At 63.6% G+C, this 26,865-nt stretch carries 24 protein-coding genes; 9 read left to right on the top strand and 15 right to left on the bottom strand.

Translation table 11 applies throughout. From position 1 onward, the window contains the following. Window positions 1-495 precede the first annotated feature (495 nt). Window positions 496-2,415 carry an ATP-binding protein gene (locus WEB61_RS01910; protein ID WP_368062638.1) on the bottom strand — a complete coding sequence of 640 codons (1,920 nt, stop codon included), beginning with the start codon at window positions 2,413-2,415 and terminating at the stop codon, window positions 496-498. Window positions 2,416-2,711: 296 nt separating this feature from the next. Between WEB61_RS01910 and WEB61_RS01905 the strand changes: the two genes are divergently transcribed. Then, window positions 2,712-3,242 carry a fasciclin domain-containing protein gene (locus WEB61_RS01905; protein ID WP_368062637.1) on the top strand — a complete coding sequence of 177 codons (531 nt, stop codon included), beginning with the start codon at window positions 2,712-2,714 and terminating at the stop codon, window positions 3,240-3,242. 10 nt (window positions 3,243-3,252) lie between these two features. Here WEB61_RS01905 and WEB61_RS01900 read toward each other — a convergent pair whose 3' ends face one another. Both WEB61_RS01900 and aspS read right to left on the bottom strand, forming a co-directional pair. After that, window positions 3,253-3,699: a host attachment protein gene (locus WEB61_RS01900; protein ID WP_368062636.1), complete on the bottom strand. Its 447-nt coding sequence runs from the start codon at window positions 3,697-3,699 to the stop codon at window positions 3,253-3,255. Between the two features lie 82 nt (window positions 3,700-3,781). Next, window positions 3,782-5,605: an aspartate--tRNA ligase gene (aspS, locus tag WEB61_RS01895; protein WP_368062635.1), complete on the bottom strand. Its 1,824-nt coding sequence runs from the start codon at window positions 5,603-5,605 to the stop codon at window positions 3,782-3,784. 159 nt (window positions 5,606-5,764) lie between these two features. On the opposite strand from aspS, the gene rnd reads away from it, so the two are divergent. Beyond that, window positions 5,765-6,922: a ribonuclease D gene (rnd, locus tag WEB61_RS01890; protein WP_368062634.1), complete on the top strand. Its 1,158-nt coding sequence runs from the start codon at window positions 5,765-5,767 to the stop codon at window positions 6,920-6,922. 24 nt (window positions 6,923-6,946) lie between these two features. Here the strand turns inward: rnd and WEB61_RS01885 are convergent, their stop codons facing one another. The 4 genes from WEB61_RS01885 to WEB61_RS01870 all read right to left on the bottom strand — a co-directional run bounded on the left by WEB61_RS01885 (window position 6,947) and on the right by WEB61_RS01870 (window position 11,982). Continuing rightward, window positions 6,947-7,417, bottom strand: coding sequence for an aminoacyl-tRNA deacylase (locus WEB61_RS01885; protein ID WP_368062633.1), 471 nt, complete (start codon window positions 7,415-7,417; stop codon window positions 6,947-6,949). A gap of 163 nt (window positions 7,418-7,580) precedes the next feature. Continuing rightward, complete coding sequence (locus WEB61_RS01880) at window positions 7,581-9,077, bottom strand: Ppx/GppA family phosphatase (RefSeq protein ID WP_368062632.1); 1,497 nt, start codon at window positions 9,075-9,077, stop codon at window positions 7,581-7,583. A gap of 30 nt (window positions 9,078-9,107) precedes the next feature. Next, window positions 9,108-11,234, bottom strand: a complete 2,127-nt coding sequence (locus WEB61_RS01875) for an RNA degradosome polyphosphate kinase (protein ID WP_368062640.1) — start codon at window positions 11,232-11,234, stop codon at window positions 9,108-9,110. A 157-nt stretch (window positions 11,235-11,391) separates the two neighbouring features. Next, entirely contained in the window at window positions 11,392-11,982 is a 591-nt protein-coding gene (locus WEB61_RS01870) for a TetR/AcrR family transcriptional regulator (protein ID WP_368062631.1), read from the bottom strand. 95 nt (window positions 11,983-12,077) lie between these two features. On the opposite strand from WEB61_RS01870, the gene WEB61_RS01865 reads away from it, so the two are divergent. From WEB61_RS01865 to WEB61_RS01855, 3 genes are read left to right on the top strand one after another with little or no spacing between them, the layout of a single operon-like run. After that, complete coding sequence (locus WEB61_RS01865) at window positions 12,078-12,500, top strand: hypothetical protein (protein WP_368062630.1); 423 nt, start codon at window positions 12,078-12,080, stop codon at window positions 12,498-12,500. Between the two features lie 50 nt (window positions 12,501-12,550). Then, entirely contained in the window at window positions 12,551-13,651 is a 1,101-nt protein-coding gene (locus WEB61_RS01860; protein ID WP_368062629.1) for an LLM class flavin-dependent oxidoreductase, read from the top strand. Window positions 13,652-13,666: 15 nt separating this feature from the next. Then, complete coding sequence (locus WEB61_RS01855) at window positions 13,667-14,467, top strand: glucose 1-dehydrogenase (protein ID WP_368062639.1); 801 nt, start codon at window positions 13,667-13,669, stop codon at window positions 14,465-14,467. On the opposite strand, the gene WEB61_RS01850 is transcribed toward WEB61_RS01855, so the two are convergent. From WEB61_RS01850 to WEB61_RS01840, 3 genes are read right to left on the bottom strand one after another with little or no spacing between them, the layout of a single operon-like run. Continuing rightward, window positions 14,468-15,148 carry a DnaA/Hda family protein gene (locus WEB61_RS01850; protein WP_368062628.1) on the bottom strand — a complete coding sequence of 227 codons (681 nt, stop codon included), beginning with the start codon at window positions 15,146-15,148 and terminating at the stop codon, window positions 14,468-14,470. Beyond that, entirely contained in the window at window positions 15,149-16,234 is a 1,086-nt protein-coding gene (locus tag WEB61_RS01845) for an AI-2E family transporter (protein ID WP_368062627.1), read from the bottom strand. Between the two features lie 31 nt (window positions 16,235-16,265). Continuing rightward, window positions 16,266-17,405, bottom strand: a complete 1,140-nt coding sequence (locus tag WEB61_RS01840) for a DUF2066 domain-containing protein (protein ID WP_368062626.1) — start codon at window positions 17,403-17,405, stop codon at window positions 16,266-16,268. Window positions 17,406-17,588: 183 nt separating this feature from the next. Between WEB61_RS01840 and purM the strand changes: the two genes are divergently transcribed. The 3 genes from purM to WEB61_RS01825 are packed head-to-tail and all read left to right on the top strand — an operon-like array spanning window position 17,589 to window position 19,866. Then, window positions 17,589-18,680 (top strand): phosphoribosylformylglycinamidine cyclo-ligase, encoded by a 1,092-nt coding sequence (gene purM, locus WEB61_RS01835; protein ID WP_368062625.1) that lies wholly within the window; start codon window positions 17,589-17,591, stop codon window positions 18,678-18,680. Then, entirely contained in the window at window positions 18,677-19,327 is a 651-nt protein-coding gene (purN, locus tag WEB61_RS01830) for a phosphoribosylglycinamide formyltransferase (RefSeq protein ID WP_368062624.1), read from the top strand. Before purM ends, purN begins: the two co-directional genes overlap by 4 nt. Window positions 19,328-19,338: 11 nt before the next feature. Then, a complete protein-coding gene (locus WEB61_RS01825; RefSeq protein ID WP_368062623.1) occupies window positions 19,339-19,866 on the top strand; it encodes an NADPH-dependent FMN reductase in 528 nt (175 codons plus the stop codon). A gap of 73 nt (window positions 19,867-19,939) precedes the next feature. Here the strand turns inward: WEB61_RS01825 and ndk are convergent, their stop codons facing one another. Beyond that, window positions 19,940-20,362, bottom strand: coding sequence for a nucleoside-diphosphate kinase (gene ndk, locus WEB61_RS01820; RefSeq protein WP_368062622.1), 423 nt, complete (start codon window positions 20,360-20,362; stop codon window positions 19,940-19,942). A gap of 100 nt (window positions 20,363-20,462) precedes the next feature. Between ndk and WEB61_RS01815 the strand changes: the two genes are divergently transcribed. Then, window positions 20,463-22,379, top strand: coding sequence for an ATP-binding cassette domain-containing protein (locus tag WEB61_RS01815; protein WP_368062621.1), 1,917 nt, complete (start codon window positions 20,463-20,465; stop codon window positions 22,377-22,379). On the opposite strand, the gene WEB61_RS01810 is transcribed toward WEB61_RS01815, so the two are convergent. The 4 genes from WEB61_RS01810 to WEB61_RS01795 all read right to left on the bottom strand — a co-directional run bounded on the left by WEB61_RS01810 (window position 22,376) and on the right by WEB61_RS01795 (window position 26,651). After that, complete coding sequence (locus tag WEB61_RS01810) at window positions 22,376-23,635, bottom strand: alkaline phosphatase family protein (RefSeq protein WP_368062620.1); 1,260 nt, start codon at window positions 23,633-23,635, stop codon at window positions 22,376-22,378. The two genes, WEB61_RS01815 and WEB61_RS01810, sit on opposite strands and share 4 nt — an antisense overlap. A gap of 8 nt (window positions 23,636-23,643) precedes the next feature. Continuing rightward, window positions 23,644-24,579 carry an MBL fold metallo-hydrolase gene (locus WEB61_RS01805; RefSeq protein ID WP_368062619.1) on the bottom strand — a complete coding sequence of 312 codons (936 nt, stop codon included), beginning with the start codon at window positions 24,577-24,579 and terminating at the stop codon, window positions 23,644-23,646. A gap of 99 nt (window positions 24,580-24,678) precedes the next feature. Then, the gene (locus WEB61_RS01800) at window positions 24,679-25,128 is read right to left on the bottom strand and encodes a DNA polymerase III subunit chi (RefSeq protein WP_368062618.1); all 450 of its coding nucleotides are present in this window, start codon (window positions 25,126-25,128) and stop codon (window positions 24,679-24,681) included. Window positions 25,129-25,157: 29 nt separating this feature from the next. Continuing rightward, on the bottom strand, window positions 25,158-26,651 hold the full coding sequence (locus WEB61_RS01795; RefSeq protein ID WP_368062617.1) for a leucyl aminopeptidase: 1,494 nt from the start codon (window positions 26,649-26,651) through the stop codon (window positions 25,158-25,160). Window positions 26,652-26,865: the final 214 nt, after the last annotated feature.

Raw genomic sequence — 26,865 nt, 5'->3', positions numbered from 1 at the left:
CCGGGGCGGCCCTCCGCTTGCGCTCCGGGCGTTCGGCGCTCGAAAAGGTCCACCGGACCTTTTCGTTTGCTGACGCAAACCGCGCCTCACCCCCGAAAATAAACTTATCTCCCCCCACCAAACAGCCCCCATATTAGGTTCACTCGCTCCACCGAAGGGCGCGTCCGGACTGGCCGAATGCGTGGAGAGGGGGTTGCGGTCCAGCGGTTTGTGGTGCCAGACCACATACCCCGGGAGGTCCGATGAGTGAGCCGGGCATTACGACCCGGGGACGCCACCGCCGATAAAAGCGGCTGGAGGTCTTGGCTGGTTGATCGGACCATAAATCCGCGGCGCGCGGGGCGGAACGAAGCCGCCCCCACATGTCACATGCACATGTGCGGCCGAGTTCGTCATACGCCCCGCGCATCCTTCACCCTTGAAGGTCGCTCGTGTTTCGCGTGCCGAACCCCCGGAAGCGTCGCTTTGCGGGGCTTTCGGTGTGCGCGGAAGGATTCAGACGGGGGCCCGTTTCCCGCCATGCTTCTCCAACGCGGCGAAAATATCGACGGGACGAAAGGGCTTGGCGATGTGAGCATCCATGCCGGCCTCGAAACAGGCTTCGCGGTGATGAGCCATCGCGTTCGCGGTGAGGCCGAGGATCGGTCCCTTGTAACCAAGCCGCCGCATCTCGCGCGTCGCGGTCAATCCGTCCATCACCGGCATCATTACATCCATGAAGACGATGTCGAATGTCCGATCCTTCACGGCGTCAAGCGCCTGGGCGCCATCGAAAGCATAAGCGGGCTCGATGCCGGCAATCGACAGGACCGAGCCGATTACCTTGCGATTGACCGCATTGTCCTCGACGACAAGCACCGTGAGCGGGCCTGCCTCTCCCGCGACGGATGCTTCCGGCTCCTCACGCATGGGCGGCGGCGCCTCCGCGGGCGCATGGCCCTGAACGAGCGGCAATCGGACGCTGAAGACAGAGCCCCGCCCCGGCTCGCTCCCGACGTCGATCTGGCCGCCCATCGCATCCACGAGACGCGAAACGATGGCGAGGCCGAGCCCGGTGCCATCCATCCGCTGCGCGTCCTCATCATTCGCCTGCTCGAACTCCTTGAAGATGAGGCCGATCTTGTCCGCCGGAATACCGCGCCCGGTGTCGCGCACATGCAGGATGAGATCGAGCCCGCTATCGGTCGAGCGCGTTTCCGCCGCAAGCGAAACCTCGCCCGTATCGGTGAACTTCACCGCGTTGCCGATGAGGTTGAACAGAATCTGCGAGATGCGGTCAGGGTCGCCTTTGAGCCAGACACGCGTCGACAGCGGCAGCACGGCATTGAAGGCGAGGCCCTTCACCTGCGTGCGCGCCGCCATCATGTCGCAGACATTGCGCAGAAGCGTCTCGGCATAAAAGTCCTTTTTCGCGATCTCGACCCTGCCCGCCTCGAGCTTGGCCATGTCGAGAACATCGTTGATGATGGAGAGCAGCATTTCGGCGGAGGTGCGCGCGGTGCTGATGAGCGAGAGCTGGTCACCGCTGACGCCGCTTTGTTCCAGCATGTCGAGCATGCCCATCACACCGGTCATCGGCGTGCGGATTTCGTGGCTCATGGACGCGAGGAAGGAGTCCTTTGCCGCACTGGCGTGTTTCGCTGCGTCGCGGGCGGCGACAAGTTCGGCAGCAGTCCGCTTCTGCGCGGTAATATCCTGGATCTGCGAGACGAAATAGAGCGGCTCGCCGGTGTCCGTGCGCAGGATGGCGACCGCAAGGTGGCCCCAGATGACCTCGCCGTCGCGGCGGAGGTAGCGCTTTTCCATCTGGTAGGTATTGCGCCGGCCTTCGATGCATTCGTGAAGGAAATCGAGGTCGGTCTCCAGATCGTCCGGATGCGTGATGTCCTGGAAGGTGAGCTTGAGGAGTTCTTCCTCGCTGTATTGCAGCATGTCGCAGATGGCATCGTTGACCTGGAGCCAGCCGCCGTCGAGACCGACAAGCGCGATCCCGTGCGCGGCGCCCTTGAGCGCCATGCGAAAGCGCAGATCGCCCTCGGCATTCGACACTTCGCTCGAGCAATCCTGCATCAGCCCGCGCAGCGTCGTTCCGTCGCGTTCCGTGCAGAGGATGCGCACGCGGACCGGGTTGCCGGGCAGCGCGAAGTCCTCCGTCACGGTGCTGCCCACGCCGCATTCTTCCAGCCAGCCGCGCAGCTTCGTCCGGCGCGGCGACTGCACGTCGTTCGCCAGGCTGAAACGGCGCGCGATATTGCGCGCGTCGAAGGTCGGCGAATGAAGTTCGAGATGCTGCGTGACGAGATCGTAGGACCAGCGGCCGAGGCCGAATGCCTCGACGACAATACCCATCGGCCCGTCCGGCGCGTCGCCATCGGGCTGGTGTCCGGCGGTGAGGTCCGGTTTGGGCGGGCGCATTGGCATTCCGATAGTTGTCCGAAACCGGTCGGATGGCTTTGTTTCCTCAGCCACTATTAACGCCATAGCGTTAACCTGATCTTGCGATTGGAAGGCGCAACCCGATTTCGGTGTCGAATCGGGCCTCAATTTGCCGGCCACTGGATAAAACGTCCGTCTCTCCATAGAATTTCCAAACCCTGCGGCGGCGGTTCTCCTGTCGCAATCCGGACAAGATCAGGCACTAGACAGTCTGACCAGCGGGGCTCATGAATTTCGATACCCGAACCATTCGGGCCACGGAGAGGAACCGGACGATGAAAAAGATCGGAACTTTCTTGTCAGCGCTGTCGCTGCTGGCGTTTTCGGCCGCTGCGGCCGCGGAAGCCGAGGCCGCCGACGTCTATGAGACGCTGAAAGGCGATCCGCAATTTTCGACGCTCACACGGATAATCGAAGCCAACGATCTCAAGTTTCGCTACACGCAAGGCACGATCACCGTTTTCGCGCCGACCGATGCGGCGCTTGCCGCGCAGCCGGGCGGCGTCGACGACATGCTGACGGGCGACAATCCGAGCGGCAAGGAAAACGCCCGCGCGCTGCTGCTCTACCAGATCGTCAGCGGGCGCCATACGCCCGAAACGCTCAGCGGCAAGATGACGGAAGCGACAACCCTGCAGCGCGGCAAGGTCAGCATCGACGGCACGCGCGATCCGATCCGCTATGGCGGCGAATTCGGCGCCAATGTCGCGGGCGCGGCGATTACCGCATCGAACGGCAACATCATCCCCGTCGACGCATTGCCGATCCCGGTTTTCGAGGAAACGACGCCGGCCCAACCCGAGTAAGCGCCGCGCGTCAGACGTTGAAATCGTTGGACAATTGTTCCTTGATCTCGCGCGGCGTCAGCTCGGTATAGTCCCTAGCCCGCTCGCCGATAAGGCGCGCCCTGGTTTCGGGCGCCAGGGCCGTGCGCAGATCGCCCAGCATTTCGGGCGGGGCGACGACGATCAGCTTGTCGAAAGCATCCTCGCGCGTTTTCACAAGCAGGGTTTCGGCGACGGCCTTGGCAAAATCACGCTTTGCCTGACGGTGCATATCCGTCGGCGGCTCATAGGCCGAGCGGCGCGCGCCGACACTTTCATGGACACGGCCGGGGCGCTCCGTTCCCTGTTCGCGGGTCGGCGGATTGGGAACCACCAAGTCGGGCAGTGCCGAAACAAGGTCTTCGTTGCGTTTTTCGCTGGCGAGAAAGCGGGCTTTCTGCCCGTCGGCGACGAGAATCCAGATCCGTGCGGGACGCATGGCCTTCCTCCTTCGCAGGTGGAAGCCGATCCTAGCAGCAATGCCGCAGCAACGTCACTGCGGCGGAGGCGCGCGGCAACGCTCAGCCTTCCTTCTTCTTCTCCAACGGCGGCACCACCCGGATGTGGAGCTCCTTGAGCTGCTTCGGTTCGACTTCCGAAGGCGCCTGCATCAGCAAGTCCTGCGCCTGCTGGTTCATCGGGAACATGGTCACTTCGCGCAAGTTTTCGACGCCGGCCAGCAACATCACCATGCGGTCGATGCCGGGCGCGAGACCGCCATGCGGCGGCGCGCCATATTTGAACGCATTCAGCATTCCGCCGAATTTCGTTTCGACCACCGACTTCTCGTAACCCGCGATGCCGAAGGCCTTGTACATGACGTCCGGTTTGTGATTGCGGATGGCGCCCGAGGACAGTTCGACGCCGTTGCAGACGATGTCGTACTGGAAAGCCGTAATACCGAGAATTTCGTCGGTGTCGCTCTCGCCCAGCGTCAGAAACCTGTCGAGGGGGTAGTTCGGCATCGAAAACGGATTGTGCGAGAAATCGATCTTCTTCTCGTCCTCGTTCCACTCGAACATCGGGAAATCGACGATCCAGCAGAATTTGAAGACGCCTTCTTCGGTCAGACCAAGCTCGGCGCCGACCCGCGTGCGCGCCGCGCCCGCGAAGCAAGTGAAAATAGCCGGCACGCCCGCGACAAAAAAGACGGCATCGCCTGCCTTCAAACCAAGCTGCGTGCGGATCTCCTCGGTGCGCTCCGGACCGATATTCTTGGCGACCGGTCCTGCCCCTTCGAGTATGCCCGCTTCCTCGCGGAAGAAGATGTAACCGAGGCCCGGCTGTCCCTCGCCCTGCGCCCAGGCGTTCATGCGGTCGCAGAAAGCGCGGTTGCCGCCGGTCGGCGCCGGGATCGCCCAGACTTCGACCTTGGGGTCCTTTTCGATCAAGCCGGCAAAGACCTTGAAGCCCGAGCCGCGAAAATGATCCGTTACCGACTGCATCTCGATCGGATTGCGCAGATCCGGTTTGTCGGAACCGTATTTGCGCATGGCGTCCGCGTAAGGAATGCGCACGAACGGATAAGGCGACACCTTGCGGCCGTTCGCAAATTTCTCAAAGAGGCCATGCAACACCGGCTCGATGGCGGAGAAGACATCGTCCTGATCGACGAAGCTCATCTCGACATCGAGCTGGTAGAACTCGCCCGGCGAACGGTCTGCGCGCGCGTCCTCGTCGCGGAAGCAGGGCGCGATCTGGAAGTAGCGGTCGAAGCCCGCCACCATGATCAATTGCTTGAACTGCTGCGGCGCCTGCGGCAGCGCGTAGAACTTTCCCGGATGCATGCGCGAGGGGACCAGAAAGTCGCGCGCACCTTCGGGGCTCGACGCCGTCAGGATCGGCGTCTGGAATTCGTTGAAGCCCGCTTCCGTCATGCGGCGGCGGATATCGGCGATGATTTTCGAGCGCAACAGGATGTTGTTGTGCAGCGTCTCGCGCCTCAGATCGAGAAAACGGTAGGTCAGGCGGATGTCTTCCGGGTAGTCCGGCTCGCCGAAGACCGGCAGCGGTAGGTCCTGCGCTTCCGACAGCACTTCCATCGAGGCGACCGCGATTTCGATCTCGCCGGTCGGCAGGTTCGGATTGACCGTTTCGGCGGTGCGCGCCACGACCGCGCCTTCGACCGTGATCACGAATTCCGACCGCAGCTTTTCGGCCAACCCGAAGGCCTCGGCCCGGTCCGGATCGAAGACGAGCTGGGTCAGCCCGTCATTGTCGCGCAGGTCGATGAACAGCAACCCGCCATGGTCGCGCTTCCTGTGGACCCAGCCCGAGAGACGGACGGTCTCGCCGACATGCGATTTGCGGAGCTCGCCACAGCGGTGGCTGCGAAAACGGGTCATGGTGTAAAGCCTTGAGATTCCTGTACGAATCGGCGGGATGTATACAAATTGTTATCCGGTCGGAGGCGAAAAGCGCATGGATCGGCGGGGCTTGTCAAGGGTCGGGCCGGCATCACAGGCCCCGCGACAGGGGCCGCCGGATCGGCTATAGAGCGGCGCATGGAAATCATCACGACGAATGAGGCCCTGAGGGCGGCTTGCGAGCGCCTTTCCAAGGCCGGCTATGTGACGGTCGATACCGAATTCATGCGGGATTCGACCTTCTGGCCCATCCTCTGCCTGATCCAGCTTGCGGGCCCGGAAGACGAGATCATCGTCGATCCGCTGGCGCCCGACATCGATCTCGCACCCTTCTACACCCTGATGCGCAACAGGCATGTCGTGAAGGTCTTTCACGCGGCGCGGCAGGACATCGAAATCTTCGCCCATGAGGGGGACGCGATCCCCGATCCGCTGTTCGACACACAGGTCGCGGCCATGGTCTGCGGCTTCGGCGACTCGGTCGGCTACGAAACGCTGGTCAAGCGGCTCGCCGGCGGCGAGGTCGACAAATCCTCCCGCTTCACCGACTGGTCGCGCCGGCCCTTGAGCGAGAAGCAGCTCAATTATGCGATCAAGGACGTCACCTATCTCCGGACGATCTACGAGGTGCTGGCGAAGCGGCTGACACAGACCCGGCGCACGCGCTGGGTGACCGAGGAGATGTCGGTGCTGCAGAACCCGGAGACCTATGCGATGCGGCCCGAAAACGCCTGGAAGCGGGTCAAGGGCCGGTTCCGCGGCACACGCGGGCTTGCGGTGCTGGTCGAGGTGGCGGCATGGCGCGAGCGGCAGGCGCAGGAGCGCGATATGCCGCGCTCGCGCATCATGAAGGACGATGCGCTGGCCGAGATCGCTACGCAGATTCCGCGTTCGCTGTCCGATCTCGACGGGCTTCGCGCGGTGCCCAAGGGCTTTTCCAACAGCCGCTCGGCGGCGAGCCTGATGGAGGCGATCGAGCGTGGCCTTGCCATGAAGGAAGAGGATATTCCGGTGGTCGAGGGACCGGAACCGCTGCCGCCCGGCATCGGCCCGCTGGTCGAGCTTCTCAAGGTGCTGCTCAAGATCAAATGCGAGGAGCATGAAGTGGCGCAGAAGCTCGTCGCCAACGTCGCCGATCTCGAGCTGATCGCGGCGCATGCCGAGCCCGACGTGCCGGCGCTGAAGGGCTGGCGGCGCGAACTCTTCGGCGAAGATGCGTTGCGCCTCAAGCGCGGCGAACTCGCCATCGGCGCCAATGGCCGGAAAATCCTGCTGATCGAGACGGGAAAGCAGTAAGGCAACGCCCGTCTCGCGCGCGGCTCACATGTGACGCGCGATGTGGCCGTGTTCGGCTTCACCCATCAGGTTGGCGAAATCCTCGCCGCTCATATGAACCAGCGTCCTGTGATCGCCGGCCTCGAACCAGATTTCGGGTTGCGTGGCCAGCGTGTCGTCGACACAGACCTTGACGCCATAAGGTTCGCCGAGCGGCGGCAGCGCGCCTGAATCGCAATCCCAGAAGCGGCTTTCGATTTCCTCCTCGGTCGCGAGGCCGATGCGCTCGTCGAGCATGTGCGAGAGGCTCGCCAGGTCGACCTTGCAGGTGCTGGGGACAACGGCGATGCGGAAGCCGCTGTCGCCCTTCACCAGCACCGCCTTGGCCAGGCGGTCGCCCGTTATGTGGACCTTTTCGGCGATGCGGCTGGCAGATACTTCGCGCGCGTGGCGCACTTCCTCATAATCGACGCCGCGGTCGCGCAGATAGCTGAAGAGCTTGACTGACATTCCCATGGGACCTTGTCTCCTCCGGCTGGCCGGACGGCAGGGCGCTCAAGGGTTAAGGTCGCGGACGTCGTTGCCGCGCCTTCAGCGTCCGGCAATGGGCGATACGTCTTGAGAAAACCCTACCGCAAATGCCGCGCGCTGCCCAGCGGAAGCGGAAGGCCGCCGGCCGTCACTTGCCGATGCGGATGTCGCCCTTGCGACCGATGGCGCGAGCAAGCGCACCGAGGCGCTTGACGACGATCTCGCCGATCAGCGGCTCGTGGCGCCTGGGCACGGCGAGCGTCAGCGTGTTCTTTCCGGCTTCGAGTTTCGTTTTGGGCAACATGCCCATGGTGGCGCCCGACAGCGTGAAGGCAAGGCGCAGCGCCAGACCCAGCACCAGCGCCCGCTCGTGGTCGCGCTCGCCGATGAGGCCGGTGACATTACCGAGCATTTGCGGTTCGCCCTTGCCTTCGTGGCGGTGATAGCCGACGCGGGCGAGGAAGAGCCGGCCGCCATGGTCGATACCTGAAAAGGGCGCCAGAAGGATTTGCATCATCGCGTGATGGGCGCGGTAGTCGGGATGCACATACCAGCCGATATCGGCGAGGATGCAGGCGGCGCGGCGCAGGCGGGCCTCCGCCGGCGTTTCGCCCAGAATGCCGTCGTCGAAAAGCGGCGCCGTCCATTTGAAGAATTCGTTGCCGTGCTGCGGGAAGCGCGCGAGGCGCCCGGCAAGGTCGCGGCAGCCCGCGATCAGCGGGTCCTTCGCCTGCTCCTTTTTGTCGAGCCGGTCGAACAGGATGCCCTCGCGCAGGCCATAGGCCGAGATCACCACTTCCTTCGCCTTCATGGCGGCGATGACCTTGTCGAGGATCAATGCGCCGAAGGGCAGCGCCTCGACGCGGCGCTCCGAGACGTCGGGGATCTGGGCCAGCGACTTCGGGCCCAGCCTCTCGATCAGGCGGGCGATGTCGGCGGCGTCGCGCGCCGGGATCACATATTGATGGAGGACGTGGATCGGGTAGTCGCGGTGGGCCATGTGGATGCGGCCGAGGTTTCGCCAGACGCCGCCGACGGCATAGAAGCGCTTGCCCTGCACATCCTTCAGCCAGCCGTGCTCGCCAAGCGCCCGGTCGACCACGGCTTCGGCCTCGGCGAGGCTGCCATGGGCGAGGTCCATCAGGCGCAAAGGGCCGATGGGCAGGGTTGCGCCCGGGCCGGTCTTGCCACCCGCGACCGGCACCAACTCGAGGCTGCCGCCGCCGAGATCGCCGACCAGGCCCTCGGCGTCGGGAATGCCCGACAGGACCCCTTGCGCCGAGAGGCGCGCCTCATCCGGGCCCGACAGCAGGTCGATCGGAAAGCCGCATATTTCTTCGGCACGGGTCAGAAATTCCGGGCCGTCCTCGGCGTCGCGCACCGCCGCGGTCGCGGCCGCCACCAGCGTCGGCACGCCGATCTGTTCGCGCAAGGCCACAAAACGCCGGAGCGCATCGAGCGCGCGATCGATGCCCTTCGGGTCGAGCCGCCCGGTCGAGCCGAGCGACCGGCCGAGACCGGCCATCACCTTTTCATTGAAGACGAGCACCGGATTGCGCTCGGCGCCCGCATAGACGACGAGGCGCACCGAATTGGAACCGATGTCGACAATGCCGAACCGGCCGCCGGATTTTCCGCGGCTCAATGCATGACCTCCGCCGTTGGACGCCGGAAGTTAGCGCTCGGCGGTCTTGATGTCGAATTTCGGGGGGACGCTCTTTTTGAGGGAGGTGCCGCGCCCGGAAAGGCTCGCATTGTTCATGAAATAGGTGTGGGCGTTGAAGGGCTCTTCGCCCGGCCGCATGGCGATTCGCTCATAGCGGCCGTCCGGGCCCAATGCGTAGCTTTGCTGATTGTCCTTGAGGTTCGCGACCATGATCTGGTCCATCACCTGGTCGTGAACGGTGGGGTTGAGGATCGGCACCAGCACCTCGACGCGGCGATCGAGATTGCGCGGCATCCAGTCGGCGGACGCGATATAGACCTTGGCCTTGTCGTTGGGCAGGCCGTAGCCATTGCCGAAACAGACGATCCGCGAATGCTCCAGGAACCGGCCGATGATGCTCTTGACGCGGATGTTTTCCGAGAGGCCGGGTACGCCGGGGCGCAGGCAGCAAATGCCGCGCACCACCAGCTCGATTTTGACGCCGGCCTTGCTTGCCTTGTAGAGCGTGTCGATGATCTGCGGATCGACCAGCGAGTTGAGCTTGGCCCAGATGGCCGCCGGCCGACCAGCGCGGGCGTGTTCCATCTCGGCTTCGATGTCGGCCAGCAGGCGCGAGCGCAGGTTGATCGGCGAGATCGCCAGAAGCTGAAGCTCCTTCGGCTCGGCGTAGCCGGTGATGTAGTTGAAGACCTGCGCGGCGTCATGCGCGAGGCGCGGGTCGCAGGTGAACATCGAGCAGTCGGTATAGATCTTGGCGGTGACCGGGTGATAGTTGCCGGTACCGAAATGCACGTAGGAGCGCAGCGCTCCACCCTCGCGGCGGGCGACCAGCGAAATCTTGGCGTGGGTTTTCAGTTCGATGAAGCCGAACACAACCTGCACGCCGGCACGCTCCAGATTGCGCGCCCAGACAATGTTGGCCGCCTCATCGAAACGGGCCTTCAACTCAACCAGCGCCGTCACCGACTTGCCGGCCTCGGCCGCCTCGATCAGCGCCTGCACGATCGGGCTGTCCTTCGAGGTACGATAAAGCGTCTGCTTGATGGCGACGACGTCCGGGTCGGCGGCGGCCTGACGGATGAACTGCACGACGACATCGAAGGACTCATAAGGATGGTGGACGATGATGTCCTTTGAGCGGATAGCCGCAAAGCAATCGCCGCCGTGGTCGCGGATGCGCTCCGGGAACCGTGCATTGTAGGGCGTGAATTTGAGATCGGGGCGGTCGTCGACGATCAACTGGCTCGTCTGGGCGAGGCCGAGCAGGCCGTCCACCGTCACCAGTTCGCGCTCGGTGACGCCGAGTTCGCTGACCACGAGGTTGCGCAACGACGCCGGCGTGCGCGCTTCGATCTTCAGACGGATCACGCTGCCGCGGCGGCGGCGCTTCAACGCACTTTCGAAGAAACGCACCAGATCCTCGGCCTCCTCCTCGATCTCGATGTCGCTGTCGCGGAGCAGGCGGAAGGCACCCTGCCCGATTACCGTGTAACCGGGAAACAGGCGGTCGAGGAAAAGGCCAATCATGTTTTCGAGGCTGATGAAGCGGATCGACGCGTCGCCTTCACGCGCCGGCAGGCGGATGAAGCGTTCAACCTGGGTCGGCACCGGCAACATCGCATCCATCAGCTTGCCGTCGGCGGTACGGCGCAGCTGCATCGCGACCGCGAAGCCGAGATTGGGAATGAAAGGAAACGGATGGGCCGGGTCGATGGCGAGCGGCGTCAGAACCGGAAACACTTGCTCAAGAAAGCGTGTTTCGAGCCAGGCGAATTCGTCCGGCGTCACCTCATCCGGTTCGATGACGGAGATGCCGGCATCGCGCAGTTCACGCCGCAGCCCGTCCCACTGCTTCTGCTGCTCGCCCATCAGCTCGTTGGCCATCGCGTTGACGCTGTCGAGCTGCTGGGCCGGTGTGCAGCCGTCCTGGCTCAGCGTCTCGACGCCGGCACTGACCTGGCCGCGGAGACCCGCGACGCGGACCATGAAAAACTCATCAAGGTTCGAGGCCGAGATCGAAAGAAAGCGCAATCGTTCGAGAAGCGGGTGGATGGTATTTTGCGCTTCTTCGAGCACGCGCATGTTGAAGGCGAGCCATGAAAGCTCGCGATTGATGAAGCGTGCCGGATCGTCCATGCCGATCGCCAGCAGGGCGGCGGGCGCGGGCAACTCTTGTGCGGCCTCGGCAATCGGGGACGTGGTCATTGGACGGCTTTCGGAAACGGCATGCCTAAGTGTCTGCTATCGCTCAAGATTACGACAAACATATGACTGAGTCATTTCAGGGGCCCCGTCAGCCGCCGCCGGCGAGTGCGCGCCAAACCGCCCGTCCAGTCTCCTCCATCAGGACTTTGCGGCGGCGGGCGGCAACCGGAAGCTCCAGAATGCGCTGAAACGAGCCGTGGATCAGGCCTGCCATCACCTCAAAGGGAAGGTCCGCGACAACGCCGGCCTTCACCCAGCCCTGGAGAGCGGCCTCCGAGCGGCGATCAAGCTCCTCACGCAGGGTCAGGCTTTCAGCGTCATAGGCATGGCCGATCGGATTGCGCTCGTTATACAGCGCCATGTCGCGATGGACCTCAGCGAAGACACAGAGCCGTTCCCAATAGAGGCGGAACTGGATTTCGGGCGGCTTGTCGTCAGGCCAGATGTCGAGGGTCGCGGCCGCCCATGCGCGTTTGCAGTGGCGGAAAACCGCATTGCCCAGCGCCTCCTTGCTCGGAAAGCGCTGATAAAGCGTGCCCAGCCCGACACCCGCTTGAGCCGCCACTTCGGGCACGGTGACACTGGCGTACCCCTCGGCCGCGAAGAGCTCGATGGCAGCGGCGAGAATACGTTCCTCGGGATCGGAACGCGGCGATTTTTGCGAAGCTTTTTTCAGCATGGATCCGGCAAACGGGGTTGACATGTCTGCGGCGAACAATAATGATCATTATTACAGTAATGATCATTATTGGCAAATGAGCGGGGAAAACGCCGATGGGCGCGACATTGCCGAAGCTGTTCGTGGCGGGGCTGATCATACTTCATGCAGGGCTCCTCATCTGGGCTGCTGTCGGATTTGCGGAGTGGTTTCTGGCCGAAGTGCCCTGGCCACGCATCGCCAACCCGCTTTTCCCCACAGGCGTGCTGCTGGCACACTGGACGGCGGTCCTTGTCACAGCCTCGCTTTTTCTCGGTGGTTTCGCGCTGCGCTGGCCGGCGACGCCAACGGCAGTCGCTTGCGGCTATGCGGCGATGGCAACGGTCTGCCTTATCGAGACGACAACCTACCTCGTTCACGACACGCGCTGGCTCGCCATGGGACTCGAATATGCGGCCTATATCGGCATAGGCTGGTTTCTGTTTCGCTCGGCTTATGTGCAGGCGTATTTCGGCGGCACGGGAGGGCTTGCCGGATAATCCTTATACGAACAAAACACAGGAAAACAAGCAAAGGGAGGAGACAAAAAATGAAAACCGGCATGGCACTGATCTTCCAGAACCCGGAAGGAAGCGGACGCGAGGATCGCGAGGTCTATACGAAGGAGCTGGCGCTTGGCGCGATGGCCGAGCCGCTGGGGTTCCAGTCCTTATGGAGCGTGGAACATCATTTCACCGACTACACGATGTGCCCCAATGTCACGCAGTTCCTGTCCTATTTCGCCGGCTCGACGAAGGATATCGAGCTCGGCTCGGCGGTTATCGTGTTGCCCTGGCACGATCCGATGCGCGTCGCCGAGGAAGTGGCGATGCTCGATCACATGTCGAACGGACGCATGATCCTCGGCATCGGGCGCGGTCTCGGGAGGATCGAGTTCGAGGGCTATCGCCTCGACATGAACAAGAGCCGGGGCGCCTTTGTCGAATATGCGCAGATGCTGCTTGAAGGGCTGGAGCAAGGCTATTGCGAACTCGACGGCGAGCATATCAAGCAACCGCGTCGCGACATCCGCCCGCGTCCGTTCAAGTCGTTCCGCGGGCGCTCTTACGCCGCTGCCGTCAGCCCCGAGTCGGTCGAGATCATGGCGAAGCTCGGCGTCGGCATTCTGGTGATTCCGCAAAAGCCGTGGGAGGAGCTGATCCCCGAACTCGACAGCTACCGCGCCAAGTATCTGCAATATACCGGCACTGAAGCGCCGCCGACACTGCAGTTCGGCTGGACCTATTGCCACGAGGACGAACAGGCCGCCTATGAAGGCGCGGTCAAATATATCGGCGCCTATTACGACTCGGTGTTGAAGCACTACGAGTTGCGCGCCGACCACATGAAGAATCTCAAAGGCTATGAGTACTACGCCAAAATGCAGCAGGGCATTCGCGAAGTCGGCGAAGACGCGGCGGTCAAATTCTTCCTCGACCTGCAAATCTGGGGCACGCCCGAGCAGTGCTACCAGAAGATCACCGAAACATCGGCGCGCATCCGTTCCGATCACTTCACGGGCGTATTCTCCTATTCGGGGATGCCGTGGGACGACGCCGAACGCAACATGAAGCTCTTTGCGAGCGAGGTGATGCCGGAACTGCAGAAGCTTCCGCCGGTCCAGCAGCGCGTCAAGGCAGCGGCCGAGTAAGGCCGGGAGAAACGCATCATGGGACGGGTTGAAGGCAAGGTCGCCATCGTCACGGGTGGCGCATCCGGCATCGGTGAGGCCTGCGCGAAAGTGCTGGCACGCGAAGGTGCCGCGGTCGTCGTCAGCGACGTCGACCGGCAAGGCGGCGCGCGCGTCGCGAAGGAAATCGGGGATGCGGGCGGCAAAGCCCGCTTCCTCGATCATGACGTCACGTCGGAGGACCGATGGGCCGAAATCGTTGCCGCAACGGTTGCGGCTTTCGGCGGGCTCCACATTCTCGTCAACAATGCCGGGATCGGTATCGGCGGGCTCTGCGAGAATTTTCCGCTCGAAGACTGGCGGCGGCAATCCGCGATCAATCTCGACGGTGTGTTCCTCGGCACCAAGCATGCGATCCCGGCGATGCGCGCTTCCGGCGGCGGTTCCATCGTCATCATGTCGTCGGGCGCAGGGCTGACCGGCGCGCCGGGCATGTCGGGTTATTGCGCGACCAAAGGCGCCGTGCGTCTTTTCGCAAAGGCCGTGGCGCTCGAAATGGCGCAACTCGGCGATGCTATCCGCGTCAACTCGGTGCATCCCGGCGTCATCGACACGCCGATCTGGACCAAGGTTACACCCGAGACGCGGGCTGTCTTCGGCGGCGCGGCGCAGGGCAACGCCGTCGATCCGGCGGTGCTCGCGTCCGCGATGGCGCCGGTCGGCAAGGCCGGCGTTCCCGAAGACATTGCCATGGGCGTCCTCTATCTCGCGTCGGACGAATCCCGCTACATGACCGGCGCCGAACTCGTCATCGACGGCGGCGCGACGGCGGGATGATCAGAGCTTCATCTCGCCCTGCCCGGCCAGCACTTCGGCCGCAAGCGGCACCGTGATCGGGCGCTTGCCCGAGAGCGAGGCGCGGTCGAGCGCGGCGACGACATCGCGGGCGGCGGCGACCGAACGTTCGATGCGCGCGGCGAGATAAGGGATCAGCGCTTCGGGCACGCGGAGCTGGCGGTCGTCGAAGAGCTTGACCAGAACACCGGCGAGCAGCGCGTCGTCAGGCGGGCCCAGCGCCGCGTGCGGCAGAGCCTTCAATCGCGATGCAAGGTCCGGCAGGCGAATGGCAAGGCGCCCCGGCGCGTCGCGCGCCGTCAGCAGCAGGAAGGCACTCTCCTGCGCCGTTAGATTGAGCAGATGAAAAAGCGTGCGCTCGGCGGTGTCGGAAAGCACACCCAGATCTTCGACGATCAGCGCGCGGGCCGCGACCAGTGCCGGGACATCGGCATTGTCGAGCGCCGCAGCCTCGATCCGCCGGGCCTGCGCCTTTTCACGCCACACCTCCGTCAGATGCGTCTTGCCGCTGCCCGAAGGCCCCGACAACAGCGCCGCCGGTCCGCTCCATGCCGGCCATGAATCGATCAGCGCGACCGCAGCTTCGTTCGACGGTGCGACCAGAAAATCCTCGCGGCCGGAAGCCGGCCGGTGACCGAGTTCAAAAACGAGTTGCCGCGCCATTCAGCTTTCCGAACCGCTCTGCGGTCCACCCGATCCGAGATAAAGCTGACTTGCCCTGTATCGCGAGATACCGAAGCGCGTCAGCACACCGAGCGCGGCGGCGATGGGCAACGCCAGCAAGGCGCCGACAAACCCGAACAGCGCCGCGAACGCAAAGATCGCGAACATCACCCAGACCGGATGCAGACCGACCCTGTCGCCGACCAGTTTGGGCGAGAGAAAATTTCCTTCGACGAACTGACCAACCGCGAAGACGGCAACCACCATGCCGATCGAAACGTAGTCGGGCCAGAACTGGAACAGTGCCAGCGCAACACCGACAACGAACCCGACAATCGTGCCGAGATAGGGGATGAAGCTGATGATGCCGGCAATAATTCCGACGACAAAACCGAAGCGCAGCCCAACCAGCGACAAGCCGACGGCATAGATTGTGCCGAGCACCAGGCAGACAATCACCTGGCCCCGCACGAAGCCCGCCAGGACCGCGTTGACGTCACGGGCGAGCTGACGGATCGTCTCGGCATGATCGCGCGGCAGCAGTGCGTCGATGCGCTCGATCATGCGATCCCAGTCGAGCAGCAGATAGAAAGCGACGACCGGCGTCACCACGATCAGCGAAATCAGGCCAACAAATTGCAAGCCCTGGGATCCAAGTGAAGGCAACAAGTCAACCAGCCACTTAACCGAACTGCCGACGCTGTCTGAAATCGCCTTTTCGACGTCCGGCGCGCTGGCGCCAAGGAGTTGTCCCAACCGGCCATCGCCCATTTCCAGCAGGAACACCTGCCCGCGCTGGATCAGGTCCGGCATGATTTCCAGCAACGCCATCAACTGGTTGTAGAGTACCGGCAGTAGCAGGATCATCGCCACCACGGCCAACACAAGAAACGACACCGTTATGAGGGTCGTAGCGAGCAGCCGCGAGAGACCGTAGCCTTCGAGCCGATCGGCCAGCGGGTCAAGCAGATAGGCAATCGCCATGCCGGCGACGAAGGGCAGAAGGATGCCTTTCAGAAGCCAGAGACCAAGCACGAACAGGCCAATGAAAAGGGCCCAGATCGCAAACTGGCGTTGTATGGTCATCGTGATCTTCCCGAAGTCTCCGGTGCAGGCATCACTGACCGACGCTGAGATGCCATGCGGGTCTGGTTGCCGCCGCGGGCGAATAGACATCAGGCTCACCGGCCGAAGGATCGGCGGAGTCGGCGCTCGCGAGACGCACATTGCGCTGCGCCAGCGAGAGCGCCAGCATGTCGGCACCGCCCTTGTAGGAAATACGCAACTCCGCACCATCCGACGAAATACCAAGCACTTCGAGACCCTGCACCAACGGCGCCGTCGCCAGGCTGCTGCGGATGCGTTCCCATTCCTCAAGACTGGCAAAGCTCGCCGAGGCGGTAATGATCTGCGATGTGGCATCACGGACAATGATCTGCCGTTTCCATTGCAGTGCCATCGCATCCAGCATCGCCCGGGCCGCGTTCTTCATCAGCGCCGCCTCATCCGCGCCCTCGCTGAAACCCTGACGGATCGGCTCGGCCGGTGCCGGGCCGCCGCGATGGGCGAGCGTCACTTCCAGCCGGCCGTTGGCCAGCGTCGCCTCGGCCACCACAACCTCGGCCGCGCCGTAATTCGCCGCCAGTTCAGCCAGTGCGGCTTGCGCCGTCTCGTCGCCTGACGAAGCCAGTTCAGCCGGAACCGAATTGATTTCGGCGATGTCGCCCAAAGGCAGGACCAACGGGGTCATCGCGTTGGCAAGATCGAGCGAGGTCCAGGCGTCGCGCCATTGATTGTCGTCGTCCCAGAGAATCTGGCGACCGTCACGGCGCAGCACCGGCAACAGCACGGCGGGCCGGGCCTGGGTTTCCCCGAAGGGCACATTCGCGCCGCGCAGCAGCCGGCGCACGGCCTCGGGCTGGAAGCTGACGATCAACTCGGCGATGTAGCGCGTCGCACTGGTCCGCTCGTTGGCGACCTGGAAGCTGCGCACCGCGCCCTGCGCCGTTGCCTCGCTGACTTCGGGCAACGCCGGCCAGTCCTCCGGCAACGTCAACTTCTTCATCACCTCGGTCAGGGCAAGGCGCTGCCCTTCGGCCTGCGCGGCGGTGCGGGCCGCGGTGGCCGTATCGGCCGTCCGATCGACCGCTACGCCCCTCACGGTGAAAATGTCGCTGGCAAGCGCCGGAGCGATCATGCCCAACAGAATCGCGAGGGCGAGGCCCGATGCGCGCAAAACTCCGATCGTAGAAATCATCGATAGGCCCTTGATCCGTCACGATATTCGGCAGCGTCGGTGCGCGCCCCGGCGGACACTATATCATCGCTGTTGGCTGGCGAAGGCAGGGCTTCGGGAAATTTAGCCTTTCTCTTGCGCCGGGAGCCGATTTCGGGTGATTTGTGCCCTCTTTTCCCGTTTCGAGTCCCGGAAGCAGCAGCGATGGCCCCCACCCCCCCGAAGGACCGCCCGAACCGCTACACCTATGCGGAGGTGGGCGTGGACATCGATGCCGGCAATGAACTGGTGCGCGCCATCGGGCCGCTGGCGGCCTCGACCCGGCGCACAGGCTCCGACGCGGCACTGGGCGGCTTTGGCGGGCTCTTCGACCTCGCGGCCTGCGGCTTCAAGGATCCGGTGCTGGTTGCCGCCAATGACGGCGTGGGCACCAAACTCAGGGTCGCCATCGACGCCGGCATTCACGATACGGTCGGCATCGACCTTGTCGCGATGTCGGTCAACGATCTCGTGGTGCAGGGCGCCGAGCCGCTGTTCTTCCTCGACTACTATGCGACCGGCAAGCTGCATGTCGATGTGGCGCGCGAGGTGATCGCCGGCATCGCCGAAGGCTGCCGGCAGGCGGGCTGTGCGCTGATCGGCGGCGAGACGGCCGAAATGCCCGGGATGTATACCAAGGACGATTACGACCTCGCCGGGTTTGCGGTCGGCGCCGTCGAGCGCGACGGCGTCCTGCCCCGCAGCGATGTCGCAGAGGGCGATGTATTGCTGGGACTGGCCTCGTCCGGCTTTCATTCCAACGGTTTTTCGCTGGTGCGGCGCATTGTCGAGGACAACCGCATTTCCTGGTCGGCACCCTTCCCTGGCGGCGAAGGCGCCCGCATCGGCGAGGTTCTGCTGACGCCGACTCGCATTTATGTGAAGAGCGTGCTGAAGGCGATCCGCGAAACCCGCGCCATCAAAGCGTTGGCGCATATCACCGGCGGCGGCTTTGTCGAGAATATTCCCCGTGTATTGCCCGACGGGCTTGCCGCCGAAATCGACGGCGCGTCATGGGCGATGCCACCAGTCTTTCGCTGGCTGATGGAACTCGGCGGGATCGACGAGGCCGAGATGGGCCGCACCTTCAATTGCGGCATCGGCATGATCGTCGTGGTGCGCGAGGACCAGTCGCTTGAAGTCGCCGACGCGCTTGCCGAAGCCGGCGAAACCGTCATGCGTATCGGGCATTTGCGTGCGCAAGGCGCGGACGGTGCCCGCGTCGTCGTCCATGGCGGCCTGGGTTCGAAGCCGTGAGGATCGGCGTTCTCATTTCGGGGCGTGGTTCGAACCTCGCAGCGCTGATCAGAGCCTGTGCCGAACCCGGCTTTCGCGGCCGGATCGCGCTGGTGATTTCAAACCGCCCCAACGCGGAAGGACTTGCGATCGCCGAGAGAGCGGGCATTCCGACCCTCACGATCGACCACAAGAACTTCGCCAGCCGCGAAACGTTCGACGCCGAACTCGACCGGGCGCTACGCGCGGCAGGCGTCGAACTGGTTTGCAATGCTGGTTTCATGCGCATTCTTTCCGACGGATTTGTCGAGAAATGGCGCAATCATCAGCTCAATATCCATCCGTCGCTTCTGCCGGCCTTCAAAGGGTTGCATGTGCATAAGCGGGCGCTCGATGCGGGCGTCCGGATCACGGGCTGCACGGTGCATTTCGTTCGGCCGGAGATGGACGAAGGCCCGATCGTCGCGCAGGCAGCCGTGCCCGTGCTGCCCGGCGACACCGCCGAGACGCTGGCCGCCCGCGTACTCGAAGCCGAGCACAAGCTCTATCCGCTGGCTCTGAAGCTTGTGATCGACGGGCGCGCGCGCGTGACTGACGAGCGGGTGGTGCTGATTGACGCCGTCGGCGCCGAAACGCCGGCACCACTCTTCGTGCCGGCTGTGCAATAACGGGCCTGACGATGATCTCTCTCCTCGCCATCTCGGGCAGCCTCCGCACCGCCTCTTCCAACACCGCGCTTCTCGAAGCCGCGGCAAAACTTGCCGCGCCGGGGATCACCGTCACCCTCCATGACGGCATCGCCGACCTGCCGCATTTCAATCCGGATATTCCGGACGACGACGCGCCGCCCGCCGTCCTGCGCTACCGCGCTGCGCTTGCCGCCGCCGACGGTGTCATCTTCTCGACGCCGGAGTATGCGCATGGTCTTCCAGGTGTCCTGAAAAACGCGCTCGACTGGGTCGTCGGCACCAGCGAACTCGTGGAAAAACCCGTGGTCCTCTTCAACGCTTCTCCACGTTCGGCTTACGCCGTCGCCAATCTCACCGAAACGCTGACGGTAATGTCGGCGACCGTCATTCACGAAGCTTCGGTGACCCTGCCTCTTCCGGGAAGAGCGCTGTCCGAAGGCGGGATTGCGGCCGACCCCGAACTGGCCGCCATACTGCGCTCCGGCCTTGCGCTGTTCGTGGCTGCCATCCGGCGGTAGCGCGGCGGCGGCGCCCTGAAAGAAAAGCCCCGCCGTCACCGGCGGGGCTTTCCGAATTCAACGGCCGGACAAATCAGCCGACGATTTCTTCGTCCTTGAAGAAGTACTTGATCTCTTCGGCAGCCGTCTCCGGGGCGTCGGAACCATGGACCGAGTTCGCCTCGATCGATTCTGCGAAATCCTTGCGGATCGTACCCGCATCGGCATTGGCCGGGTTGGTCGCACCCATGATCTCGCGGTTCTTCGCGACTGCATTCTCGCCTTCCAGCACCTGGACGACGACCGGGCCCGAAATCATGAAGGAGACCAGATCGTTGAAGAAGGGACGTTCCTTGTGGACGGCGTAGAAACCTTCGGCCTGGGCCTTCGTCATGTGGATGCGCTTCGAGGCGATCACACGCAGGCCCGCGCTTTCGAAGCGGTCGATGATCTTGCCGGTGAGGTTCCGCCGGGTCGCGTCCGGCTTGATGATCGAGAAGGTCCGTTCGAGGGCCATGCGTCAGCGTCCTGTCAAATCTGGAGGTTCAGGGATTTGGCGCGGTTTATAACCGGGGTTGGTGACGCGGGCAACTGGCGGTGCTAAAAGCCCGCTCATCATGCTCCATATCAACGATCTTACCTTCCGGATGGAGGGGCGCCTCCTCCTCGACCATGTTACCGCGGCCATACCGCCGGGGCAGCGAACGGGCTTTGTCGGCCGCAACGGCACGGGCAAATCGACGCTGCTCAAGCTCATTACGGGCGAATATGGGCCCGAGACGGGAAGCATCTCCTTTCCGAAAAGCTGGCGCATCGGCATGGTCCGGCAGGAAGTGCTGGCGGGGCCGACCTCGCTCATCGACACGGTGCTTGCCGCCGATGTGGAGCGCTCCTCCCTCCTCGCCGAGGCGGAGACAGCCACCGACCCGCACCGGATCGCCGAAATCCACACCCGCCTTGCCGATATGGGCGCCCATGCGGCCCCGGCCCGGGCGGCAACCATCCTTTCCGGCCTCGGCTTCGACGAGGCCGCACAGGCGCGACCCTGCTCGGATTTCTCGGGCGGCTGGCGGATGCGCGTGGCGCTCGCCGCCGTGCTCTTCTCCGAACCCGACCTGCTGCTGCTCGACGAGCCGACCAACTATCTCGATCTCGAAGGGACGATCTGGCTCGAGGACTATCTGCGCACCTATCCCTACACGGTGCTGATCGTCAGCCATGACCGCGACCTGCTGAACAATGTCGCGCAGAACATCCTTCATCTCGAGCACAAGAAGCTCACCTTCTACAGCGGCAATTACGATCGCTTCGACCGCACGCGGCGCGAAAAACTGATGCTTCAGATGTCGATGAAGAAGAAGCAGGAAGACCAGCGCCGCCACATGGAGAGCTTCGTCGAGCGCTTCAAGGCAAAAGCGTCGAAGGCACGCCAGGCGCAGAGCCGCATGAAGGCGCTCGCCAAGATGGAGCCGATCGCCGACATCCTGAACGAGCGCGTGCTGCCCTTCCGCTTTCCCGCGCCCGACAGGCAGCTCGCCTCGCCGATCATCCGACTCGAACATGCGTCGGTCGGCTACGAGCCCGGCAAGCCGGTGCTGAAGGATCTCGATCTGCGCATCGACCATGACGACCGGATTGCGCTTCTGGGTGCGAACGGCAATGGCAAGTCGACCTTCGCGAAGCTTCTCTGCGACCGGCTGCAGGTGACCGGTGGTCACAAATACGATTCCAAGAAACTCCGCATCGCCTATTTCGCGCAGCACCAACTCGACGAGCTCAACATGGGCGATACGCCCTATGAACATTTCCGCGAGTTGAAGCCCGACGCCACGCAGGCGCAGACGCGTGCCATCGCCGGTTCCTACGGTTTCGGTGCCGACAAGGCGGATACGAAGGTCGAGAAACTGTCGGGCGGCGAAAAAGCGCGGCTGCTCTTTGCCGTCGCGACATTCCACAAGCCGCACATCATCATCCTCGACGAGCCGACGAACCATCTCGATGTCGACAGCCGCGAGGCGCTGGTCATGGCGATCAACGATTATGACGGCGCGATCATCCTCATTTCCCATGACCGGCATCTGGTCGAGACCTGCGCCGACCGTTTGTGGCTGGTCGCGGACGGCAGCGTCGCGCCCTATGACGGCGATCTCAACGACTACCGGAAATGGCTCCTCGACCCCGCTCGCCGCATCAAGCCGCTGGTCGCCGAGGACGATGCCGGTACGGACGCGCCACCTCCGCCTCCCCGTGCGTCGAACGACAAGAAGGAAGCCCGCCGCCTCGCCGCGCAGAAGCGCGAGCAGATGGCGCCGCTGAAAAAGAAAGCACAGGCGGCCGAGCAGGAGATCCAGCGCCTCCAGAAGATCGTCGATGCGCTGGACGCAAAACTTGCCGATCCGAAAGTGGCGGGCGACCCGGCCGCCATGTCGGCAACGGCACGGGAGCGGGCCGAGGCGCTGAAGGCGCGCGCACGGGCGGAAGAGGCGTGGCTCGACGCGAGCGCGACCTACGAAGAGGCGATGGCGGCGGATTAGTCCGCCAACACCGCGGCTACCGCCTCGCCGTCGACCGGCGCGCCGGGTTCAAGCCCCATCAGCGCCATCACCGTCGGGTGGACGTCGATCATGTCGAGGCGGTCGATCTCGCGGCCGTGCGCGATACCCGCCCCCCATGCATAGAAAATACCGTGCATTTCGGGAATGGCGGGATCGTAGCCATGCGCCGCCTTGATGCCGCCGAACATCGGCGTGAAGCTCGTTGCCCAGATTTTCGTGATGCCGAGCCAATGGGCGTAGTCAGGGAAAACCTCAGGGCCCTCGAGCCAGTAAGGCGGTTTGGCGACGAGCAGAAAGTCCCCCGTGCGTGCGCTGTCGCCGACATGCGCGAAGGCGGGGTAGTCACCCTTGCGATAGGTAGCGAAGGCATCGGCGTAGCCCGCGAGCGCTTCGGCCACACGCGCGGCGCTCTCGCCCTCGTCCAGATAGAGATAGGCGCTGGCGCCCGAGGCCGCGATCCGGCCCTTGATGTCGTGCTTGCCCATGATGCGGCCGATATTGATGAGCGGACCGACATCCATCATGCCGTGGTCCGTGCCGATGACGAGTGCCACCTCGCGTCCGGCCGGCAGCGCCTCGATCGCCTCCATCAGCCGGCCGACCACGGCGTCGCTTTCCTCGACAGCCGCCAGCGTTTCCGGTGCCAGCGTCCCCTTGAAATGCGCGGCGTTATCCGGACCCTTCAGATAGATCGCGATGAGTTTGGGACGTTTGGCACCGGGCTTGCCGAGAAATCGCACGACTTCCTCGGCGCGCTCCATGTCGCTGCCCCATTTTTCCCAGCGGACTTCCTTGTCCACATGCGAGGCGAGCGGGCCCCGGCTTTCCGACATGCGGGCGGTGAAGCCCAGCACGGCAGATCGCACGCCCTGCCGCTCCGCAGCCTGCCACATCGGTTCGCAAGCCGTCAGCCAGTCGGCATCACGCGCATGATCATAACGCCCGCGCTCGGGATCGATGAAAACATTGGAAACGATGCCGTGGCGCTCGGGCCAGCAGCCCGTGGCGAAAGTGGTGTGGTTGGACAGCGACACCGTCGGGAAGGCGGGAACGAGATGGTTCGACCAGACGCCCTCCTCCCTGATCCTGTCGAAATTGGGCGTGTTGGCCGCCTCGATCATCGCCGGTGCGACACCGTCGAACATCACCACAATTACGGTACGTTCATTGTCGGCGGCGTGGGCTGGCGCGGCCAGCAGTGCCAGCCCTGTCAGCAAAATCAGGAACTTGTGCATTGCTGCCCCTATTCCGGCGCCTCCGCCGATGAGAAACCTTTCGTAAGCGTGCCGCTCTCGAGCAGTCCGTCGACAATGCCCCCATCGTGACCCGGCACGAGGGCGATGTCGGGTTCGGCCTCATGCAGCCGGTGCAAAGCCGCCAATTGACCGAACACCGCAGAGCGATCTTCCTTGAGGAAGAATTGCGTTACGAGCCGCGCCCGTTCGCGCAGCACTTCGATGTTGCGGTAGTGCCAGGCGACGTCGCCGAGAAAGAGCAGCTCCTCGCCGTTCGCCTTCTGCACATAGACCATCTGGCTGCCGGGCGTGTGGCCGGGTGACTTGATCAACGCAACGCCGGGAGCGATCACCCGATACTGGTCATATTCGAGCGGCTGATAGCCATCGAGCGTCCCATCGGGAAACCGTGCGGGCACGCTGCGTTCGGGATGATCGAGCTGCTCACGGGTCAGCGCCACCGACGGGAGTATGGCCGCAAGTTCCGGATGAACAGTGAGGCCGCCGATATGATCCATGTGTTCATGCGTGACGACGATCAGCGAGGCCGTCGTCATTGCTTCTTCCATGCGCGCATAGGCTTCCGCGTCGAAGGAGACGAGATTGTCACCACCAAGCTCGTCATTCAGCGCCGTGTCGACGATGATGCTCGTGTCGGGATAGACAAGCCGGAAAGAGTAGACCGACATCTCACGCGACGCCCAACCGTCCCCCGCGACGATCGCGGTCGCCGGAAACTGGAACGCGCCGACAAGCTCGACTTCGACCGAATCCGGTTTGTCGCCGGGCGTCGCCGCTACCATGCGGCGGACCTGATCGATGTCGAGAGCGAAAGCCGCATCCGACGGCATCCGGCTCTCGACAATGAGCCAGTAATAGGCAGCGCCCGCGACGATAACGAGCGCGCCAAACGCGATCAGCGTACGGCGTAACCAGACCGGCATGATTTCCCCTCCCCTTCCATCCAAAATCCGGCGCGAACTATGAGCCCGCCGCGGCGGGCGATCAATTGCCGGTAAACGCGTCGTGTTCCTTTGGCCCGCTCAAGCTTTCTTTTCCCACCTGCCAGCGTCGTTCTGCTGCCAATAGGTTGCGTCGTGGCCTTCGGCTTTCAGGGTTTTCCAGTGTTCGCGGGCGGCGGCGAGCGCGGTCTCGTCACGGCCGTCAAACATCAGAACGCAGCGCTCGTAGCCATCGAGCGGTCCCGGACCGGCGCCGTCGACGAGGAACAAAACCTTGGCACCATTAGGATTTTCGTCTTCCGTCGTCAGAAATATGGGAGCCGCTTCCGGCGGCCCGTCGTCACGGCTGCCATGCGGCAGGAAGCTCTCGTCGCTATAGGTCCAGAGCGCATTGTTGAGCGCTTCGAGACGCTCGGGGCCGCCGGCCCGGACCACGGCGCGCCAGCCGCGCTCCAGCGATCGCTCCAGCAATTGCGGGAGAACGCGCTCCAGCGGCGCGTTTTGCAGATGGTAAAACAGCACCTCTGTCATCGTTTTGTCATCAAACTGTCACAAATCTGTCACTTCTCGTAGTGATCGGCGACCAGACGGTCGAGCAGGCGCACGCCCCACCCCGAGCCCCATGACCGGTTGGTGGCGGTCTGAGGCGAGGCCATGGCTGTGCCCGCTATGTCGAGATGGGCCCACGGCACCTTGTTGACGAAACGCTGGAGGAACTGCGCCGCCGTAATCGACCCGCCGTCGCGACCGCCGACATTTTTCATGTCGGCGAATTTCGACTCGATCATCTTGTCGTAGGCCGCCCCCATCGGCAGCCGCCAGACGCGCTCGCCTTCGGTTTCGCCGGCTTCGGACAACTGCTTCGAGAGTTTGTCGTCGTTGGAAAAGAGGCCCGCATATTCCTTGCCGAGCGCCACCATGATGGCACCTGTGAGGGTGGCGAGATCGACCATGAATTTCGGTTTGAAGCGGTTCTGCGTGTACCAGAGCGCATCGGCGAGCACGAGGCGGCCTTCCGCGTCGGTGTTGATGACCTCGATGGTCTGACCCGACATGGAGGTGACGATGTCGCCCGGCCGTTGCGCCTTGCCGTCGGGCATGTTCTCGACGAGGCCGATGACGCCGACCGCGTTGACCTTCGCCTTGCGCGCCGCGAGCGTGCGCATCAAGCCGGTGACGCAGGCCGCCCCGCCCATGTCGCCCTTCATGTCTTCCATACCGGCGGGCGGTTTGAGCGAGATGCCGCCGGTGTCGAAGCACACACCCTTGCCGACAAAGGCGACAAGCTTCTCGCCCGCCTTGCCGCCCATCCAGCGCATGACGACAAGCTTGCTCTCGTGCTGGCTGCCATAACCGACGCCGAGCAAGGAGCCCATGCCAAGCTTCATCATCTGTGCCTCGCCCAGCACCTCGACCTTGAGACCGAGCTTCGACAGGGCGCTGGCACGCCTGGCGAATTCACCGGGAAAGAGAATATTCGGCGGCTCGTTGACGAGATCGCGCGTCAGGAACATACCGTCGGCAACCTTGGCGAGCGTCGCATAGTCCTTGCGCGCGGCGGATGCGGCGCGCGTCATCATGGTCAGGGATTTCAAGCTGCCTTTCGCATCATCGTCCTTCTTCTTCGTCTTGTATTTGTCAAAGCGGTAGGAGCGCAGCTTCACGCCGAAGGCCACGCGCGCCGCCGCCTCGCCAGCCGTCAGCTTCGTACCGGAAATGCCATCCATAACGATCGACAGCGATGTTTCCTTCGTCTTTTCGAGACGGCCGATCAACTCGCCGCCGGCCTTTTCCATGCCCGCCGCCGCAAGGCCCGCCGATTTGCCGAGGCCGACAAGAAGAATACGGCTGGCAGCGACGCCGCGCGGCCCGGCAATCTCCAGCACGGAACCGGCCTTGCCGGAAAAACCGGCGGCCTTCATCGCCCGCTTCAGCGTGCCGCCCGTTTTGTCATCCAGATCGGCGGCGGCGCCTCGAAGGGACGCGCCTTCGGTGACCAGTACGGCAAGCGCGCCCGATTTTGCGAGCGAAATGTCGGCGAAGGAAATATTCATCGATGGCCTCTCCTGGTTAACTTTGCGCGCCGTCCCGGGCCCGCGATTCGCCGATTCGGCCGATCATCGGACCGGAAAGAGCCCTTGTCGCCTTTTCCCGCCTGCCGAAATGGGATAACCATTTCTCTCAATAGAATCCGACAAACCGCCGCACATCCTAGCTGAATCGGCGGCAAGGGAAAGACACCGCCAACCGGATGCGGAAGGCTCGTCG

Source organism: Parvibaculum sp. (assembly GCF_040882025.1).
Taxonomy (GTDB): Bacteria; Pseudomonadota; Alphaproteobacteria; order Parvibaculales; family Parvibaculaceae; genus Parvibaculum.
Note: the sequence above shows the minus strand (reverse complement) of the source record. Positions and strands in the feature narration are given on the sequence as shown.